Annotated in this window: 15 protein-coding genes; 4 read left to right on the forward strand and 11 right to left on the reverse strand. The window is 53.7% G+C overall.

Annotation, left to right across the window (positions count from 1 at the left end; translation table 11 throughout):
- Positions 1-7: 7 nt before the first annotated feature.
- Positions 8-865 (reverse strand): carbon-nitrogen hydrolase, encoded by an 858-nt coding sequence (locus QET93_RS07945; protein WP_280131616.1) that lies wholly within the window; start codon positions 863-865, stop codon positions 8-10.
- A 107-nt stretch (positions 866-972) separates the two neighbouring features.
- Here QET93_RS07945 and QET93_RS07950 point away from each other — a divergent pair, with 107 nt between their 5' ends.
- Both QET93_RS07950 and QET93_RS07955 read left to right on the forward strand, forming a co-directional pair.
- Positions 973-1,977 carry a MoxR family ATPase gene (locus tag QET93_RS07950; RefSeq protein ID WP_345783036.1) on the forward strand — a complete coding sequence of 335 codons (1,005 nt, stop codon included), beginning with the start codon at positions 973-975 and terminating at the stop codon, positions 1,975-1,977.
- A 6-nt stretch (positions 1,978-1,983) separates the two neighbouring features.
- Positions 1,984-2,892: a DUF58 domain-containing protein gene (locus QET93_RS07955; protein ID WP_280125267.1), complete on the forward strand. Its 909-nt coding sequence runs from the start codon at positions 1,984-1,986 to the stop codon at positions 2,890-2,892.
- An 87-nt stretch (positions 2,893-2,979) separates the two neighbouring features.
- On the opposite strand, the gene metG is transcribed toward QET93_RS07955, so the two are convergent.
- Positions 2,980-4,602, reverse strand: coding sequence for a methionine--tRNA ligase (metG, locus tag QET93_RS07960; RefSeq protein ID WP_280131615.1), 1,623 nt, complete (start codon positions 4,600-4,602; stop codon positions 2,980-2,982).
- Positions 4,603-4,780: 178 nt separating this feature from the next.
- On the opposite strand from metG, the gene QET93_RS07965 reads away from it, so the two are divergent.
- Entirely contained in the window at positions 4,781-5,758 is a 978-nt protein-coding gene (locus QET93_RS07965) for a thioredoxin family protein (protein ID WP_280131614.1), read from the forward strand.
- Positions 5,759-5,859: 101 nt separating this feature from the next.
- Here QET93_RS07965 and QET93_RS07970 read toward each other — a convergent pair whose 3' ends face one another.
- Positions 5,860-6,501 carry a manganese efflux pump gene (locus QET93_RS07970; RefSeq protein ID WP_280131613.1) on the reverse strand — a complete coding sequence of 214 codons (642 nt, stop codon included), beginning with the start codon at positions 6,499-6,501 and terminating at the stop codon, positions 5,860-5,862.
- Between the two features lie 41 nt (positions 6,502-6,542).
- Positions 6,543-7,922 (reverse strand): sodium:alanine symporter family protein, encoded by a 1,380-nt coding sequence (locus tag QET93_RS07975; protein WP_280131612.1) that lies wholly within the window; start codon positions 7,920-7,922, stop codon positions 6,543-6,545.
- 113 nt (positions 7,923-8,035) lie between these two features.
- On the opposite strand from QET93_RS07975, the gene QET93_RS07980 reads away from it, so the two are divergent.
- On the forward strand, positions 8,036-9,028 hold the full coding sequence (locus QET93_RS07980; protein WP_280125272.1) for a DUF4105 domain-containing protein: 993 nt from the start codon (positions 8,036-8,038) through the stop codon (positions 9,026-9,028).
- A gap of 86 nt (positions 9,029-9,114) precedes the next feature.
- Here QET93_RS07980 and QET93_RS07985 read toward each other — a convergent pair whose 3' ends face one another.
- The 7 genes from QET93_RS07985 to QET93_RS08015 all read right to left on the reverse strand — a co-directional run bounded on the left by QET93_RS07985 (position 9,115) and on the right by QET93_RS08015 (position 18,709).
- Positions 9,115-9,663 carry a rubrerythrin family protein gene (locus QET93_RS07985; RefSeq protein WP_280125273.1) on the reverse strand — a complete coding sequence of 183 codons (549 nt, stop codon included), beginning with the start codon at positions 9,661-9,663 and terminating at the stop codon, positions 9,115-9,117.
- A gap of 54 nt (positions 9,664-9,717) precedes the next feature.
- The gene (locus tag QET93_RS07990; RefSeq protein WP_280131611.1) at positions 9,718-11,046 is read right to left on the reverse strand and encodes an MATE family efflux transporter; all 1,329 of its coding nucleotides are present in this window, start codon (positions 11,044-11,046) and stop codon (positions 9,718-9,720) included.
- 200 nt (positions 11,047-11,246) lie between these two features.
- Positions 11,247-13,679 (reverse strand): protein translocase subunit SecD, encoded by a 2,433-nt coding sequence (gene secD, locus QET93_RS07995; RefSeq protein ID WP_280131610.1) that lies wholly within the window; start codon positions 13,677-13,679, stop codon positions 11,247-11,249.
- Between the two features lie 159 nt (positions 13,680-13,838).
- Positions 13,839-14,300 carry a deoxycytidylate deaminase gene (locus tag QET93_RS08000; protein ID WP_280131609.1) on the reverse strand — a complete coding sequence of 154 codons (462 nt, stop codon included), beginning with the start codon at positions 14,298-14,300 and terminating at the stop codon, positions 13,839-13,841.
- 21 nt (positions 14,301-14,321) lie between these two features.
- Positions 14,322-16,934 carry an MFS transporter gene (locus tag QET93_RS08005; protein WP_280125277.1) on the reverse strand — a complete coding sequence of 871 codons (2,613 nt, stop codon included), beginning with the start codon at positions 16,932-16,934 and terminating at the stop codon, positions 14,322-14,324.
- Between the two features lie 159 nt (positions 16,935-17,093).
- Positions 17,094-17,597, reverse strand: coding sequence for a single-stranded DNA-binding protein (gene ssb / locus QET93_RS08010; protein ID WP_280131608.1), 504 nt, complete (start codon positions 17,595-17,597; stop codon positions 17,094-17,096).
- Between the two features lie 170 nt (positions 17,598-17,767).
- Positions 17,768-18,709: a hypothetical protein gene (locus QET93_RS08015; RefSeq protein WP_280131607.1), complete on the reverse strand. Its 942-nt coding sequence runs from the start codon at positions 18,707-18,709 to the stop codon at positions 17,768-17,770.
- Positions 18,710-18,794 lie beyond the last annotated feature (85 nt).

The raw sequence follows: 18,794 nt of genomic DNA on the forward strand, positions 1-18,794 counted from the left end.
GGAGGTGTTAATGTCCCCAGCGTCTGGTAATGCCGCCGTAGGTTTCAATGCGGCGGTCACGGAAGAAAGGCCAGATGCGGCGGTGGTCTTCCAAGGCCTTCAGGTCGATGTTGGCATAGAGGATGGTTTCTTCGGAGACGGGAGCCTTGGCAATGATTTGCCCGTAGAAGTCCGAGATGAAAGTTTGTCCCCAGAATTCGCTGTTGCCTTCGGTTCCGACGCGGTTGATGGCGCAGACATAGCATCCGTTGGCGACGGCGTGGCCGCGCTGGACGGTTTCCCAGGCGCAGTGTTGTGCTTCGCCGAGCAAGGGTTTTTCTTCGGGGAGCCAGCCGATGGCGGTGGGGTAGAAGAGGATCTCGGCCCCTTCCAGAGCCGTCAGCCTGGCTGCTTCCGGGTACCACTGGTCCCAGCAGATCAGGACACCTATTGTTCCGAATTTCGTTTTGAATGCCTTGTAGCCCAGGTCGCCGGGCGTGAAGTAGAATTTTTCTTCGAATCCGGGGTCTTGCGGGATGTGCATTTTGCGGTACAGGCCGAGGAAGGAACCGTCTGCGTCGATAACCCAGGCGGTGTTGTGGTAGAGACCGGTGGCGCGTTTTTCAAAGCCGGAAGCGACGATTACGACGCCAAGCTCGGCGGCAAGGCTCTGGTGGGCTTCTGTCAGAGGACCCGGGAGAGGGTCTGCAAGGTCGAAGAACTCGCAGTCTTCCATCCTGCAGAAGTATTGGGTCGTGAAGAGTTCCTGAGTACAAATGATCTGTGCTCCGTTAGCGGCGGCCTGACGGATGGCATCCTCGGTGCGAGCTTTGTTGACGGCGGGTGATTCGTCTGCGGACAATTGGATGAGAGCGACCTTCGGCATATGTCACGATACCTACACTGCCGCACGGGTTTTTCCAAGCCCGGAAACGGACAAAGACAGAATTTCTCCGTGCCAAACTCCGGGGATCATGGTAAAGCGTCCGCATGATGCAATCCTCTTCACTGCCGACGGATGATGTGGAGTCCATCGATCGCCTGGGAGCGGTTTATGGTGATCTCCGCCGGGAACTTGGCAAGACGATCATCGGCCAGCAACGCGTGCTGGAACTGGTGTCCGTGTCGCTTTTTGCCGGAGGTCATGCCTTGCTGATGGGGGTGCCCGGGCTGGCGAAAACCCTGCTTGTCGGTTCTGTGGCTAAATCTCTTGATTTATCGTTTAACCGCATTCAATTTACGCCGGATCTGATGCCGTCCGACATCACCGGGACGGATATCATCCAGGATGCCGGGCTGGGGGGCAAACGTATGTTCGAATTTGTCAAAGGTCCGGTGTTTTCTCATATTGTGCTGGCGGACGAGATCAACCGTGCACCGGCGAAGACCCAGTCCGCTATGTTGGAGGCCATGCAGGAACACCGGGTGACCGTTATGGGACGCACGTTCGAGCTACCGCGTCCGTTTTTTGTCCTGGCAACCCAGAATCCCATCGAACAGGAGGGAACTTATCCTTTGCCGGAAGCACAGTTGGATCGCTTCATGTTTCTGATCGAGGTGGATTACCCTGGCTTTGACGAGGAATTGCGCATTGCACGGGAAACGACCGGAGGGGAGGTCAAGCCCCCGGCTCCCGTGTTGTCCGGTGAGGAAATCATCTTTTTTCAGCAATTGGTGCGCCGTATTCCTGTGCCGGAACATTGTTATGACTACGTTGTCAAACTGGTCCGTGCCTCCCGTCCGGGGCTGGAAGAGTCACCGGACTGGGTGAAAGAATTTGTCAGCTGGGGGGCAGGGCCTCGTGCCGTCCAATACCTGATCCTCGGTGCGAAGGCACGTGCCGCCTTGCTGGGCAGCTATATGGTGCGCCAGGAGGATATTGATGCCATGGCGGAACCGGTGCTGATCCATCGTATTGTAACGAATTTTGCGGCGGAATCCCAGGGATTGACTCCGGCTTTGGTCATTAAACGCCTCATCGGCGAACTGAAGGAGTAATCCTGCATGATGGAACGCTATCTGGATCATGACTGGCTGTCCCGCCTGGGGAACGTTCCCCTGGAGGCCCGCCGAAGTGTGTCCGGATCCGTTTCAGGACGTCATCGGAGCTTGAGTCACGGAGTTTCCGTGGAGTTTGCGGAATACCGTAAATATGTACCCGGGGATGATACTCGCCGATTGGATTGGAAGGCTTATGCACGTTCCGACCGATATTATGTCAAAGAGTATGAGTCGGATACGAATCTTCGTGCTATGTTCGTGATCGACGTGTCCGGGTCGATGGCTTTCCCTGGTCCGGGAAGCAAGCCGTCGAAATATGAGAAAGCCTGTTGCATGGCGGCTAATTTGGCCAGCCTTGCTATTCGTCAGGGAGATGCCGTGGGCGCTTGTTTCGCGGGAGCCGGAAGCCAGGAAGGTTCTTTGCGGCTCTACATGGCTCCGTCGCGGCGTCCGGTACAGCTACGGACAGTGATGGAGCAGATGGCCGGCATTCAACCGGAGGGAAGGACGACTCTGGCCCGTTCCCTCCACGAGTTGGCGGAACGGATGCCGGCGCGAGGATTGGTTGTGGTCTTTTCGGATTTGTACGAGGAGGCGGTAGCATTGAAAAATGCGCTCCGTCATTTGTCATTTAAAAAGCACGATTTGGCCGTGTTCCATTTCGTCGATGCCGTAGAGCGAAATCTGGACATTGATTGTCCGACCCGATTTGTGGATATGGAAGGCAGGATGGCGTTGATGACGGAGCCGGATCTGATCCGCGGCGAGTACGCTTCCATGATGCAGGATTTTATGAAGGCATGTTCACGCGCTTGTACTGATGTGCATGCGGATTACAATGTCGTGTCTTCCGAGTCTCCCTGGCAGGATACCCTGACGGCTTTCCTGATGAGCCGCACCGGCCAGTTGTGAACTGTGAGCGACCGGAAAAGAGAACAGGCGCGAGTTCCCTGTGTCAGGGAAAATCGCGCCTGTTCCTGAAAAGGAATCACGGGGGGGTTAGTGTCCCGCCTTCTTAGCAGCTTCTTTTGCCGCTTTTGCCGCGATTTTGGCTTTTTCTTCCTCAGAGAGGATTCTTGGGAAGACAGGGATAGCTTCTTCGCAGACGTTGTGTTCGTCGGGCAGGATACCCCAGCGGAGATCTGCAGGAGTGAGGCCCGTGTAGATTTCCGTGGCGTTGATCTGTCCCAGGATGCGTTCGGTGGCTTCCGGCAGGACGCAGGAGAGCAGAACGGCGGATTGGGCACAGCATTCGATCACATGGCGTAGCACGCAGTTGATGCGCGCTGCCTGGGTTTCGTCCTTGGCAAGCTCCCAGGGAGCCTGTTGCTGGAGGTATACGTTGCAAGCGGTCAAGTGGGCATTGAGGGCAGCCAGGGCCTTGGATGTCTGGTTGTCATCCATCAGGGTGCCGAATTGTGCCACGGTGTCCGCCATGGACTTGCGGAGTGAGGCGGAGAGCTCGTCATCGTAGTCTCCAACGGCTGTCAAAGAGGCAGCCTGGTACTTCCTGGTCATGGCGAGCGTGCGGTTGCAGAGGTTGCCGAAGGTGTTGGCCAACTCGGTGTTGTAGAGCATGACGAGGCGGTCCGCATCGAAGTCGGAGTCGTAGCCGCTTACGATATCACGGACGAGGTAGTAGCGCAGAGCTTCTTTTCCGAAGGCATCGATGAGGACATTGGGGTCAACGACATTGCCGATGGACTTGGACATTTTTTCACCATTGATGTTCCACCATCCGTGGACGAGGAGCGAGGGCATTTGCTCATCGCTGAATCCCATGGCATGGAGCATAGCTGGCCAGTAGATTCCGTGGGCGGGCACCAGAATATCCTTGCCGATGACTTCGCAGTCGGCGGGCCACAGCTTGTCGAAGTCAGGCAGATCGCTGCCGGGTTCCTTGAGGTAGCCGGCGAAGGAGATGTAGTTGATCAGGGCGTCGAACCAAACGTAGGTGACGAAATCCGGATCAAAGGGGATTTCGATACCCCAGGCCAGACGGGTCTTGGGGCGAGAAATGCAAAGATCGTATTCGAAAGCATCGTTGATAGCATTGATGACGGCCTTCTTGCGGAAATCCGGCAAGACGAACGTATCGGAAGAGGTGATAAAATCCTGTAACCACTGGGCATACTTCGTGAGACTGAAGTACCAGTTTTCTTCTTCAATTTCAACGACTTCTCCCCATTCTTCCCCGAAGCTGCCGTCTTCCTTGCGTTCCTTGTCGGTCAGGAATTGTTCCTGTCGAACGGAATAGAATCCCTTGTATGCCTTTTTGTAGAGGTCTCCCTTTTCGTAGAGGTTGGTCAGGATTTTCTGGACGCAGGCGATGTGACGGGGATCGCTGGTGGCGGCCCATCCATCGTATTGGAGGCCGAGCCGGAGCCAGAGGTCTTTGAATTTTTCCGTCATTTCATTGGCGTGCTGTTCGGGGCTGATTCCCCGTTTTTCCGCCGTTTGCTGAACTTTTTGTCCATGCTGGTCCACGCCGGTCAGGAAGAAGACTTCCTCTCCCTTCAATCGGTGCCAGCGAGCCAAAACATCCGACAATACTTTTTCATAGGCGTGCCCGATGTGGGGCGGCGCATTCGTGTAGTCAATTGCCGTGGTGATATAATACATGCCGGGGACTCTAGAAGCATGGACGGTTCTTTGCAAGACTTAACAAATTCTCCGGACGATTCCCGATATGACCAGTAGCCTTATACGGGGTATTTTTGATTTTATTCGACATTCGTATTCCCTCTTTGAACGTTATGATTGCCAAATAAGTCGTAATGGCATAGATAGAACAATAATCATGAAATCATTCCTACCATTCGCCGTAGCTGTCGCATGCATCGCTCCCGCTTTTGCCGCTGACGGCTGGTTGTCCGATTTGGACGAAGCCAAAAAGGCAGCTGCCGAACAGAATAAAAATATTTTAATCGAATTTACCGGTTCCGACTGGTGCCCTCCCTGCATGGCTCTCAAAAAGAACGTCATGAGCAAGGAAGAGTTCACGGGGCCTGCTTCGGAACAATTCGTTCTGCTGGAACTGGACTATCCCAGACAGAAAGAACAATCGGCTGAAGTGAAGGCCAAGAACCAGGCTCTTGCCCAGAAGTATGGCATTGAAGGATTCCCGACGGTCGTGTTCGCCGATGCCAAGGGTGTTCCCTTCGGTTCATTTGTCGGTGGTCGTGACATGGATAGTGTCAAGAAGGCTATGTCCGATGCTTTGAAAGCCAAGGTGGACATTGACAAGGCAATGGCGGAAGCCGGCAAATCTGAGGGGGAAGCCAAGATCAAGGCTCTCGGTCAGGTGCTGAAGCTGGCTCCCAAGGAATATGCGGATACCTTCTATGGCGACGTGAAAAAGGAACTCCTCGAATTGGACAAGGATGATGTTTCCGGTCTTCGCGCTGCGGATGCCCTTGCCAAGAAATTGCAGGAACAGGAAGTTGCCTTGATGAATGCAATGAATGGCCTTGGTAGAGATGCCTCCCCGGAAGAAATAACGAAGGCTCTGGACAAATTTGCCGAAACGGAAGGCCTCCTTCCCGAAACCAAGCAGAAGATCGGCTATTACCGTTTCCAGAGTCTGATGGGAGAAGGCAAGCTTGACGAAGCCATCGCCGTGATGGACGAAGCTATCAAACTATCCCCGGAGAGCGAACCTGCCCAAATGATGTCCAGCATGAAGGATTTCATCAGCAAGAATAAGGAACAAATCCTGAAGAAAATCCAGGAAGACAAGGCTGCCAGACAGGGACAGCCTGCAGAGGACAAGAAATAACAATTGTTTGTTCTCCGGGAGGCTGTTTCAGTTATTCCCCGGAATTTGGAAAGGCTGTCGGTAAAAACCGGCAGCCTTTTTCGTTGAGTTGAACGTGGAATCTAGCAGGTATGTTCCCATAGGATGCGGGTACCTATGCCGATGAGAACGAGTCCGGCCAGAATGCCGAGGAGTCGTGTGGGAAGGCGGTGCAAATATCCTGCGGAGAGAAATCCGGTGACTGCGCACATGAAGGTGACAAGACCGATAACGGTGGCCGGGATGAGTGATGCCGCCGGAAATAGAGAGAGCGCGGCTGATTGACCCGGTGTCAAACAGGGCTGGGTACTGAGGAGGAAGATACTTCCGCCGGCGACGAGGGCATCAATGCTGGTGGCGATGCCGATGGCAAACAGTGTGGCTATGGAAATGAGACCGGAAGATTCGTCGCGGATGTCGTCTTCATCGTCGGATGAATTCCGGGATTCCTGAATGACTTTCAGGCCGAGAAGGAGGAATACGCCGAAGGCGATCCAGTGATCCCATGATTCTATGATACCGCGGAGAGATTCGTTGCGGTAGGCGCTGGAAATGAGAGCAAATCCGATGACGGGCATTAAGAATTGACCGCAACCCGTGGTTGTACCCAGGCGCAGAGCATTGCCCAGGCGATGTCTCTTCATGATCAAACCGTAGGAGAAGGAGACGACGAAGGCATCCATGGCGAGAGCCAGGGCTAGCAGGATAATTTCCAGAAAATTCATGAGAGGCAGGTGTGGGAGTAATCCGGATAGAGGAGGGGAAGTTAGTCGACTTCCGGAATCGGAGTGTTATCATGTTCGTCCAGGTGGTGGTTCCAGAGGTAGTGCCGGGTATCGGCGACGATGACTCCGGAAAGGCCGATCAGGCTGATGAGGTTGGGGATGCACATGAGGGCATTGGCGCAGTCGGCGAAATTCCATACCATCTCGACTTTGGCGATGCAACCGACGAAAACGAGGATAACCCAGACGATGCGGTAGGGAAAAACGGATTTGATGCCGACGAGGTATTCCATAGCTTTTTCTCCGAAATAGGACCATCCCAGAAGAGTGGAGATGACGAAGGTCAGCAAGCTGACGGTCAGGAGTGGCATGCCGATGTAGGGTATTTTTGAAAAAGCGCTAAATGTAAGTGTTTTGCCATCGGTGAACGAGATGTCCGGATGGGCGATGACGCTCGTTGTGATGACAATGCCTGTCAAGGCGCAGATGATGACCGTGTCCCAGAACGGTCCGGTGGAGGAGATGAGAGCCTGGCGGACGGAATTGGCTGTTTTAGCCGCAGCCGAGGCAATCGGAGCCGAACCCAGACCGGCCTCGTTGGAGAAGAGGCCGCGCGATACCCCGGCGCGCATGGCCATCATCAACGTTGCTCCTGCGAATCCTCCTTCGACGGCTTCCCCGCTGAAGGCGGATTCCAGAATGAGACTGATGGCCGGCAGAACGTGGTGGGTCTGCATGATCAGGATGAACAGACACCCTCCGATGTAAAAAACAGCCATCAGGGGAACCATCAGGGCGCATGTCCGACCAATGCTCTTGATACCTCCCAGCATGACCAGACCGGTCAGGACAGTGAGGACTGAGGCAGAAAGCCAGGTGGGAATGGCCCATGTTTCATTCAGCAGGGTTGCTGCCGCGTTACCCTGGGTCACGTTGCCGATACCGAAGGCGGCGATAGCAGTCAGAATGGCGAAGACGATACCGAGGGATTTGGAGTGCATCCCGCGCTCAAGGACGTACATGGGACCTCCCATCATTTGTCCGTCACTGCTGCGGACTCGGTACCTGATGGCCAGCAATCCTTCTCCGTACCGAGTGGCCATGCCCAGGATTCCGGTGATCCAGCACCAGAAGACGGCACCCGGTCCTCCGATGGAGATGGCAAGGGCGACTCCGATAATGTTGCCCGTGCCGACAGTGGCTGCCAGGGCGATCATCAGAGCGCTGAACTGGGAGATGTCCCCTTCCTTATTGGCTTCATCACGGGAAAAATACATTTTGAGCGCCGTGACGAGATGTCTTTGCGGGAATTTGAGGCGGATGGTGAGGAAGATGTGCGTACCGAGCAGGAGGGTTAGCAAGGGCCATCCCCAGAGGAAGGAACTTAGAGAGGTAAAGGCATTGTTGAGGGCGTCGATCATGAGCGGGTTCGTTTCATCTACATGTTTCAGTGAGTTGCGGCAAGCACCTTTCCCCGGATATCGGAAAAATCCGTCTTGCCGGGTGGGCGCCGGAAAGGTAGTTTAAGGCGACTATGATTCGTCGTGCGTGTTCTTTGCTGGGCAAGTCTGTTCTGTTTTTGACTGGCTTATTGCTGGCTGTCTGGTGTGCAGGCATTGTCTATTACATGATTCCCGGAGGGGGGGGCCTGGTGTGGCTTTTTGCGGCGGATTCCGTGGTTTTGTTTTTTTTACGCAAGAAGTTTCGCTGGGCTATGCCTGTGTTTTGGTGCTTTCTGGGCGGGCTTCTCGGTTTTTATGCCTTGTACCCGGCCTCGAATGACGGGGAGTGGCAGGATCCGTGGGGAAGATTGCCCCGAGTAGTGTGGGATGGGCCGGATACGGCGACGGTGGAGAATGTGAGGGATTTTTCCTACATTTCTCCCAATGAATATAAGGTATGTTACCGGACAGAGACATTTCGCCTTAACGATGTGAGGACACTTGATTTTGCCGTGTCTCACTGGGATGGTTTGGAGATGGTGGCGCATACGATGCTTTCCTTCGGGTTTAGCGATGGCCGTTATCTTGCCATTTCAGCCGAGACGCGATTGCCGAAGGGCGTGGAGCAGGGCAGTATTCCCGGATTGTTCAAGCAATTCAACCTGATGTACATCCCGGCTACGGAACGGGATCTATTTGCCCTGCGTACCAATTTCCGCAAGGAAGACTTATATCTTTATCGGTTGAATTTAAAGCCGGAGCAAATCCGGGGCGTCTTGGTGGAGTTTCTCAAGCTTCTTCAGGATCAGAATGAGTCTCCGGAATTCTACAATACGCTGACTAACAATTGCACGACGGCTCTTCTTCCTCCATTCCGGCAGACCCTCAAGAGGAACAGATACGAATCTTCCCCCATCCTCAATGGTTTGAGTGACCGTCATGCCTTTGATGCCGGCAGTTTGCTGCATGATCCCGGAGAAACCTTCGAGGAACTCAAGAAGCGTTCCCGGGTGCCTCAAGGGTGCGAGGCGGATGACTTGAGTGATTATTCCAACGAGATCCGCCGGGAAACGGGTATTGAATGACGTCTTCGACCGATATATAAAAAGAACCGGAGGAAGTTTGGCTTCTCCGGTTCTTTGATCGTGTCGAATTGATCCGAGATCGTTTCTCAGGAGATGATGATGAATTTTTCCACTTTGGTTCCACAAAGAGGGCAGGCGGTCATGTCTTCTACGGTGCTGAACGTATCGCCGCAAAGGGGGCATATCCAGTACCGGGTGGGCAATTCTGCGGGTTTGCCGGCCTGCAGGGCTTCCAAGGCGATTCCGTAGAACTTGGCGTGTTCCTTTTCCGTATCGTTGGCCCAGACGAAGGTGCGTACGGCGGCTTTTTCTCCGGCAGCTTCCGCTTCGGCGATGAATTCGGGATACATGACTTCGAATTCATGGGTTTCTCCGGCTATGGCAGCCTTGAGGTTTTCAATAGTTGTGCCGGCTTTGATCTGGATATCAAAGGGTTCCATGGCACCTCCGAGTTTCACGAGCACTTTGTTATGATTGGCCGCGTGGATGGATTCCGCACGCGAAGCTGCTTCGAACAACTTCTGGATCAGTGGATACCCTTCCTGAGCGGCAATGGCTGCATAGGCTGCGTAAGTGGCGGATGCGGTGGTTTCTCCGATGATTGCTGCTTTGAGATTTTCGAGTGTTTTGCTCATTGCTTATTTTTTATAATCATTATTGAAATATAGCAATCCAATTGTTTCCGGGCATTAGATTTTTTTGGATTGCCAGTTTCCTCTTCTGAGGTAAATCCAAGCCATTGGGATGAGAGCAAAGCTGTAGATAGGGTCTGTAAGCCAGCAAATGGCGACGTCGGATCTAAGTTTGATAACGATGACGTAGATGGCCAGCAGGTAGATGGAAAGACAGATGAGTTCCATGAAGAAAGCCGTTCGCGTATTACCGGTACCCGAGACGGCACTGAACAGGATGAATGCCGGTACGACGAAGATGATGGTTGCTGCCATAACACGGATGACGGGAATGCTTTCTTGTGCTAGTTCAAGGTTGTTGGTGAAGAATCCGGAGACTAGTCCGGGGAATAGCAGGCAGAATGCGATCAGGGGTAGAATGAACAAGGAGGCCATTTTAATGCATTTGGTGCATATAGGGAAGATGTCGTTGCTTCTTCCGGCTCCGATGCTGTTACTGACGAGGGTGCTTGTCGTGGAGGCAAAGGAACTGACGATCATGTAGAAGACGGTGGCAGCGGTGCGCGTAATGTTAACCAGCGCCAGAGGGCGCTCTCCGAGATGTTCGATGGAGAGGAAAAAGATGAACCACATCGACATGGAAACGAAGTTCTGCACCATCATCCATGAAGAAATGGCAAGTATGCCTTTTAACAGACGCGGACGGAACCGGAAGGCATATGTGAAACCGTATTTCTCCAAATCCGTTTTCTTCCATGTATAAATGAAAAAGAATATGAGGGAGACGAGTTCCGAGATCGAGGATGCGATGGCAGCCCCGGCAATGCCGAGACGGGGAAAACCGAAATGTCCGAAGATGAGGGTATAGTTCAGCAGGACGTTGGCACCGACCATGATGAGCGAATTGGATGTCAGGACGCCGGTCCGGGTGATTCCTACGTAGAATGAGCGGAACATGATGGCGATGAAGGCGAAGAAGAATCCGTAGATACGCCAGTTCAGGTATTCCAGAGATGCATGGTAGATGGCGTCCGATTCGATGATGGAACGTAGAATGCCCGGCGTCCATATGCGGGAAACAGTGAACATGACGGCTGCCATGACGACCATGAAAAAGGCTCCCTGTACCATGACGGGGCCGATTTGGCGATAACGGCCTTCTCCGTTTCTCCTCCCCATGATAATTTGGGCTCCGATGCCGAATCCGAACGCAACCACGAACATGGCGAGATAGTAAACGCCTGCAATGGCGGATGCTCCAAGCTCGACTTCCCCGTATCGGCCAAGGAACATGGTATCCGTGATACCGATCATTTGCTCCATCAGGAGGCTGATGAGGATGGGGTAGGTCACGGACCAGATGTGTTTGTAGGAAACGTTGTTCATACGAAGGTGCTGCGGGTGATGATAAAAAATGCCGGATCAAGTTCCGGCGGGTCGGGTATTGTCCGAATTTGCGAAATGATAGTCAAGTATGGCGTAAAGCGGAACCGTGTCATGTATATGAAGAGATTTTGATAAAAAAGCACCCCGCTCCGGATGTGGACCGGAACGGGGTGACTGTGAAAGTAGAGTGTATTTCTTTTTTAGTGAGTGGTATTGCCAAGTTCGGCATCCATGGCGCGGTTCACTTCTTCATGCAGGCTGTGCTTGCGTGTGAAGAAGAAGACGCAGGCCGGAGCGATACAGATGGAAGCGTATGTGCCGATGAGGATACCGACAAGAATGGTGAACGAGAAGTCTTGCATGGCGGGACCGCCAAAGAAGTAGAGGCAGATAACCGTGCTCAATGTGGCTCCAGACGTCAGAATGGTACGGGACAGAGTGAAGTTGATGGCATCGTTCATCATTGCCTTTTCGTCCTTGTCGGGATCGGCAAAACGGATTTGTTCCCGGATACGGTCGAAAATAACAATGGTATCGTTAACGGCATACCCCGCAATAGTAAGAATGGCGCCGACATGGATGATGTTCAACTGTTCACCGGAGATGATGACGACTCCGAGGACGAGGATAACATCGTGCAAGATAGCGACCACGGCGGCCAGGGCAAACGACCATTCGAAACGGACGGCCATGTAGAGCATGATGCCGATGAGGCCGGCTATGATAGCCCACATGGAACTGTTGAGGAATTCTTCACCGAGGATGGGGCCGACCATGTCTACGCTTGGACCGGAGGCCTTGACAATCTGCGGAACCTCCTTCTGCACGGCCTGGGTGATTTTTGCAATGTCATCCTGATTGGCGGCGCAGCGAATAATGATGGAATCTCCTGTCGGCGTGGTGAACTCCTGCACGGTTGTCGTCTGGCTCAAGGTCAGTTTGGCAATGATTTTTTCAACATCCTTGAAATCGGTCTTGACCCCGTCGGGAATATCGTAGGTGATCGAAGTACCTCCCGTGAAGTCGATGCCGAGGCATTTGTCCTTCTGGACGACGGCAGCGACGAAACTGGCGACGATGCACGTGACGGAGATGGTCATGAAGATTTTACGCTTGGAAAGGAAGTCGAACTTCTTCATGCGCTTGAAGACGTTGAGGAACTGCATGTTGTGGAGCAATCCCGTCTTTTCCATCCAATAGAAGAGCACACGGGTGACGACGATGGCGCCGATCATTGACGAGAGAATACCGATGATGAGGGTCACGGCAAATCCCTTGATGGTACCGCTGGCCATGAAGAAAAGGATGACGGCGGTGATGAGCGATGTAATGTTGGAGTCGAAAATGGCGGAGAATGCCTTTTCATACGATTTGCGAAGAGCATAGCCAAAGCTGTTGCCCTTTTCCTTTTCTTCCCGCAATCGTTCGTTGATGAGCACGTTGGCGTCAACGGCCATACCGAGTGTCAGTACGATACCGGCAATGCCCGGCAGGGTCAGTACGAATCCGAAGAGGGACATGAGGCCCAACAGGATCAGGGCGTTGATGGTCAGGCCGACCATGGCGACGATGCCGGCGAAACGATAGTAGATGGCGACAAGGAGGAAACAGATGAGAAGTCCTGCTACACCGGCCCATTCACTTTGTACGAGGGCTGCCTTACCGAGGGAGGCGGATACTTGGCGTTGTTCAAGGATCTTCAGTTCGTTGGAGAGGGGGTTTGTCAGGGTTTTGGCGAGTTGTTCGGCTTCCCCGGGTTTATCGAGTCCGCTGATGCTGAAATCCTTGGAAAGGTTAGCCTGGACGACGGGCGCACTGATGACGCGACCGTCGAGAACGATGGCAAGACGGTCTACCCCTTTTTTCATTTTGAGAGTGGCGTTCCATAGTTTTTCAGCTCCGTCATTGCTAAGAGTTACTCCGATGTACCCCTTCTGGGCGTAGTTGGGATGGGCGCTTTTGATGTCCTTGCCGGTGAGCAGGGGAAGTTTGGTGAGGAAGAATTTTTCGTGAAAAACCTTGCCGGATTCACTGGTGAATTCGTAGTCGTAAAGCTGATAGCCGGGGACGCGTTCGATACCTTCGCTGATGAGGCGATGGTTGTCCGGGTGGACGGGAAGAATCTCCAGGTGGGCGATTTTAGTGATGATTTCGCGCTGTTTCTTGATTTTTTCCGGGTCCGTTTCCGGGATCTGGATTTGAATTTTATCCTGCCCCTGAGGCATGACTGTCACTTCGTTGGCACCGGAAGCGTTCAATCGTTCATTGATGGTCAGGCAAGCCTGTTCCATGGCCTGGGAGGAGAGAGGCTCCGGTTTGCCGTCGATGATGTTGGGTTGAACCTGGAGCGTGAAGGAGACGCCGCCGTCGATATCGATGCCGTACCGGATGCCGGAGGTCATCAGGGAAAAAAGGGAGAAGGCGGAGATGCCGATGATGAAGAGGGTGCCGGAGTTCCTCTTCATTTTGTCATCATCGGAACTCAGATACCAGAAGAAGAGCCCTAGAAGAGCCATGCCAGCGATGAAGATAAAAAGGGGATCGCTGAAGCAGTTGAAGATAAAATTGAAAAAGGGATTTCCCCCATAAAGGGCGGCATCCGCGTTCTGTGGAGATTGTGCCAACAAATTCATGAACAGGTATCAGTTGAGAGTATGGGGAAGGATTGTCTCCGTTTTGTTCACTAGGTCAAGCGCGCTTTGTGTTAACCGTCCGTGACGGTTATGAATTTTCACGGATGAAACGGAGAATGGATAGGGTAGATTGAAATGGGGATCTTCTGGGAATGGTTGTCAATCAACGTCGGCAACAAGAGGAAAATGAGCAGAAAGAGGGTAGTCGTTCACCTGGATGAGTTCCACTCCATACATGGCGGCGATGGCGGGGGCGTCGGATTTGGCATAGGGTTCGGCGTAGTAAATTGTTTTGACTCCGTGGGCGCACAGGGCTTGCATGCAGGACGTACAGGGCATGGTTGTGCAGGCGACGATTTTAGCTTCTCCACGGCGTATGAGGCTGCAGAGGTTGATTTCTGCGTGGAGCATGTATTTTTGGCGTCCTTCGCGGCTGCTCCAGAATTCGTCTGTGGCTTTGAAGCCGGGGAAGAGACCGTTGTAGGCGGTTCCGATGACGCGGTTGTCGGCATCAAGGGCTGCCGCGCCGACTTTCCGATAGGGATCTTCGGAGCGCAGGGCGGCTGCGTGAGCCAAGGTCATGACGTATTGGTCGATGGGCAATCTTTTTTGATGTTCCATGGGGGGGGAATAGGTGGAGACTCATGAATCCTTGGAATCACTCTGCAATTCTGCGAGGAATCCCGATTCATCAAGGTAGGTGTTAGGCGGGAGGGAGTAGGGTTCCTTGAGGGATGGCCCCATGATTTCAGAGGCATTGCTACTGGTCTGGTAGAATCCCGGCAGGAGACGGCCGAGGGTACGCGGCCTCATACCCAATTGGACGGTACCGTCGTCCAGTTTGAACACGCCGTGGCACATGGACATGGAGATGACGCAGCCTTTGTCGGAACAGAAACAGGGTTTCCATGTCGTGTTGGGCAGAGTAAGACTGGGCTTGTTGCTGAAGTCGTAGAACTGGAGCCTCCTGGGAGGAACAAGATCGTAAAGTCTTTTGCGCAGATGAAATCCTCCGGCTATTTGGCGGATGAAGGCCGGGATGGAGGAATCGTGGTCGTTGAGCAGGTAGACCGGCGTGTTGGTCAGAATGGGCCAGAAGATAGCGACGACCGCTTCCTGGTTTTCTCCGTTGCCAACAGTTGTCAACATGGTTTCCCCTGGCAGGAAGGAGTTGACGCGGTCAATTTGCTGAGCGTTGATCCACAACCTGTTGAGGTTGTCTCTGTCACCACAGCAGTCGATGAACTGCCGTACCCAGTCCGTGAGGACTCCCTTGTCCGGAGGAGCGCTCTCGTTGATGAGGTAGTGGGCTATGTCATTGCCTGTCAGTTCTCCGGTGTTGGATGTAACGAGCATGTCCGTGCCGATATTCTCCAGATGTGCCAGAATGCTGTTGCGCCCGATATGGGCGGAGACGTCGAGGCAATCCGCCGAAAGTCTGCGGAGGACATTGATGGCTTGGACGGATGTGACTGTCTGAGGATCGAGAGGTTCTCCGATGGCTGCTGTGAAACGGTAGGGAATTTGCCGGGGTTTCTTGGAGAAGAAACGGTTCCCGGAATAGGAAAAAACGCTGCCCCACAAGCCGTCCATGTAGATTGGGACGATCGGGCAGTGGGATTTGCGTGCCATCAGCTCCAGGCCGCGCCGGGCGGCACAGAGGGTACCGGTACGGGTGAGCTGGCCTTCGGGAAAGATGCAGATAACTTCACCGTCTTTGAGCGCCTGGATCGCTTTGGATAGGGCTTCACGTGGCTTGCGGGAAGAGATGGGAAGGCAGTTGAAGAGTTCCAGTAGCCAGCCGAGCCAGCGCAAAGTGACGAATTCCTCTGCAACGATAAAGCGGATGGGACGTGGAAAAACCATGGAGAGGAACAGGGCATCTCCATAGGTCACATGGTTGGATATGATGATGACTCCCCCGTATTCAGGGATGTTGTTTTGCCCCATGATGCGGGCGCGGTACACGAAACGCATGCCCCAGAGGCCGATCATGCGGATGAATTCCCGGGGGATGAGGCGCAGAGCGACGATGGTAATGCCCAGCCCGAGGAAGGAGAGGACGATGAATTGTTGCTGGATGGGGATAAATTCCTTCATCACCATTTGGAAACCGACTGCAATGAGTCCCATGAGCATGTCCAGGAGGTTGCCGGCGGCGATGACGTTACCTCGTGACGAAGGCTCACAGTTGTCCTGCAGGTAAGCGTTCAGCGGGACGAGGTAGGCTGAGGCGAAGGCACCGGTGATAGAGAAGCCGAGGTTGCTTCCCAGCGTCATAGGCTCGAAGAAGGAGGTAAAGATACAGCCGGCGGTCAAACCGATGGCTCCTAGGGGGATGAGGCCCAATTCGATTTTTTTATGGCAGATGATGGAGGCGATGACTCCGCCGACGATGACTCCTCCGCTAAGCCACGCCATGAGGATGGCTGCAACCCACCCGAAGCCTACATCGCCGCTGGTGACGTCCTTGGCTATTTGGATGGTGATAAGAATAAGGACGCCGGCAAGGAACCAGAAATAGGAAATGCCGATTTCGCTCAAACGGAGATTACGCTGGCGCCAGAGGAATTTAATCTGTAGGAAGTGTTCGTAGAAAAGGCTGATCTTGAAGGGCTTTTTCTGGGTGACAGGATAGCGGGGCAGGAAGAGGGAGGCAATGGCGACGGGAACGGCGACGAGAATCATGATCATCGTCGGATAGGCGGCGGCATGCCAACCGTCACCGGTACTTTGGAGCAGTTCGTCGAACCAGATAAAAATACCGATTTGCGCTGCCAGAATTGAGAAGATGATGCTCATTTCCACGATTCCGGAGGCGAAGCCCAGCTGGCGGGATCCGACCATGTCTTTGACGATACCCTTCCGGGCCGGACTCAGGATAGTGGCCTGGATGGCGAAGATGCAGAACCACAGGATGGCCCCGTATATGTCGTGTGCCACGAAGCAGTGCCACATGAGGGCCATAACTCCGATTTGCAGGAACGTCATGAACTGAATGATGCGCGCTTTGCAGAAGCAATCTGCCAGCCAGCCCACCAGGGGGGAAAACAGCAGGTAGGGAAGGCCGATAATAGCCCCCAGGGCATATTCCATGTTCCCGGCTTCGTTCCAAAGCCAGGCCGCTAGGGGGATCAGCAGGAATTGGGCCGCTTTTTCGTTGAAAGCATTCTGGGACTGAATCAGAATGAGCGACGAAAAGCTTAACCATTCTTTACGGCTGGGCGTTTTAGTCGCATGAAGATCTTCTTCCATGTGGCGTTCAGGTTATCACGATTTTATCAATAGGAAAGAGCAAATGACTGCCCCGGTCTGACGCCGGAGGCTGACGGCATATGAAAAATCCCCCCGTGGCGTGCGCTGGCGGGGGGATTTGTTCATGAGGGGAATACCCCCATTGACGGAATCAATGCTTTAGAACGGAATATCGTCGTCGTCTCCGAAATCGTCGACGGGGCCTTGGGCTGACTGGGGTGGATATCCGGGATTGCCGCTGCGGGGGGCACTGTAGTTGCTGCCTCCCTGCTGCTGGTAACCGCCGGATTGTTGACGGGGGGCGAAGGAATCTCCGGATCCGCCGCCGCGGGGAAACAGCTGGAGGTTTTCCCCGATAACACGGAGTTTTGTGCGTTTTTGTCCGCTTTGACGGTCTTCCCAGGAGTCGAGCTGGAGGCGTCCTTCGATGAAGACACCCTGGCCTTTTTTCAAATAGGTGCAGGCGATTTCCGCCTGGCGGTTCCAGAGAGTGATGTCCACAAAAGTCGTTTCTTCCTGACGGTCGTTGTTTTCGGGAGTTCCTGCAAAATACCTGTTGATGGCAAGGCGGATGTCTGTAACGGCTGTCCCTTTGGGAGTAGTACGGAGTTCGGGATCTGCTGTCAGGTTCCCCATCAGGAATACTTTATTGAGATTGGCCATGGTAGGATGGGATGTGAAGGAAAATATCGGGTGTAGAATGGGTATCCGTTTATGATAATGCAACGGATATGTTGTGCTTTATCAGGGAATTTTTACATAATTACAATCAAAAAACAGGACAGTCGGAAAGGCGTGGCCGCATCGCCTGACGCGACGGATGGAAAAACGGGTTACAATCCGTAGGTTTGCTTGGTGTCTCCGTAGAAGAATTTTTTGAGGGCATCGGGCATAAGTTTCCGGATGCTGCCTTCCTGCATGGGACGGAGGACGGCGTAGCAATGGTTGTCGTGGCCGATGACTTTGGCCATTTTGAATCCGGCGAAGTCCTTGACGGGCTGGTCGTCGCGCTTCAGTTTGCCTTCCTTGAGGAGGGCGTCGAAGAAGGCTTCGGCTTCGTAGGTCTGTGACAGGGAGGCTCCGGTATCGTCCAGGCGGACAATGAGAGCGCCTCCGTCTCCGATGAAGTTGACGCCAGCATGTCCCATGTCGGCGGCGGATAGTTTATGGGAGGATATACCGAAGAGCAGGGAACCGCGGCCAGTCAGGCGGATTTCTCCCGCTTTGGCTGTGGAGCCGATTGTGTACAATCCGCTGAAAACCCATGTTGTAAAGCGGCCGGCAACGGCTTCTGTCCGGACGATGCCGTTGCGGATGGTGAGGGAGGAAAGAGGATTATCCATGCGGATGTGGTGAGCCAGGAGCATTCCCTCATTGACTTTGACTGTGGCGATGTGGGCGGCGGGGTTGACGATGTCTCCCTTGCCGAAGAGGCCTTTGCCGCTGTTGATGATAAGAACTCCGTCCGCACATTTGCCGATGGTGAGGATGTTTCCCCCTTTGTCTCCGATGTGGCCGATCCAGGCATCCTTTTCTACTGTGACTCGCCCGGGATGAATGTGACCGGTGTTGGGATTGACATCTCCGATGGCAATGCCTTCATTGTTGGTACAAAGGCAGGAACCGGTTCCCAGAACAACGGTGGATTGGATGCTGGCCGCCCCGGCTTCGATTTCGGAATGAAGTGTCGTGGGGGAGAAATACCCGACCCGGTTGGGGGACGGAGTACTGCAGGAGATCATGCCTGCATAGGCAAATTTTTCCAGGTTGGTCATGTTCTTTGCTCCTTTTTTATTATCAATTGACGGCGAGGGGAATCCCTTTTGCCATTCATTGTTTATCTAATTCCCCGAGAGACGG

The organism is Akkermansia sp. N21116 (assembly GCF_029854705.2).
In the GTDB taxonomy this organism is placed as follows: domain Bacteria; phylum Verrucomicrobiota; class Verrucomicrobiia; order Verrucomicrobiales; family Akkermansiaceae; genus Akkermansia.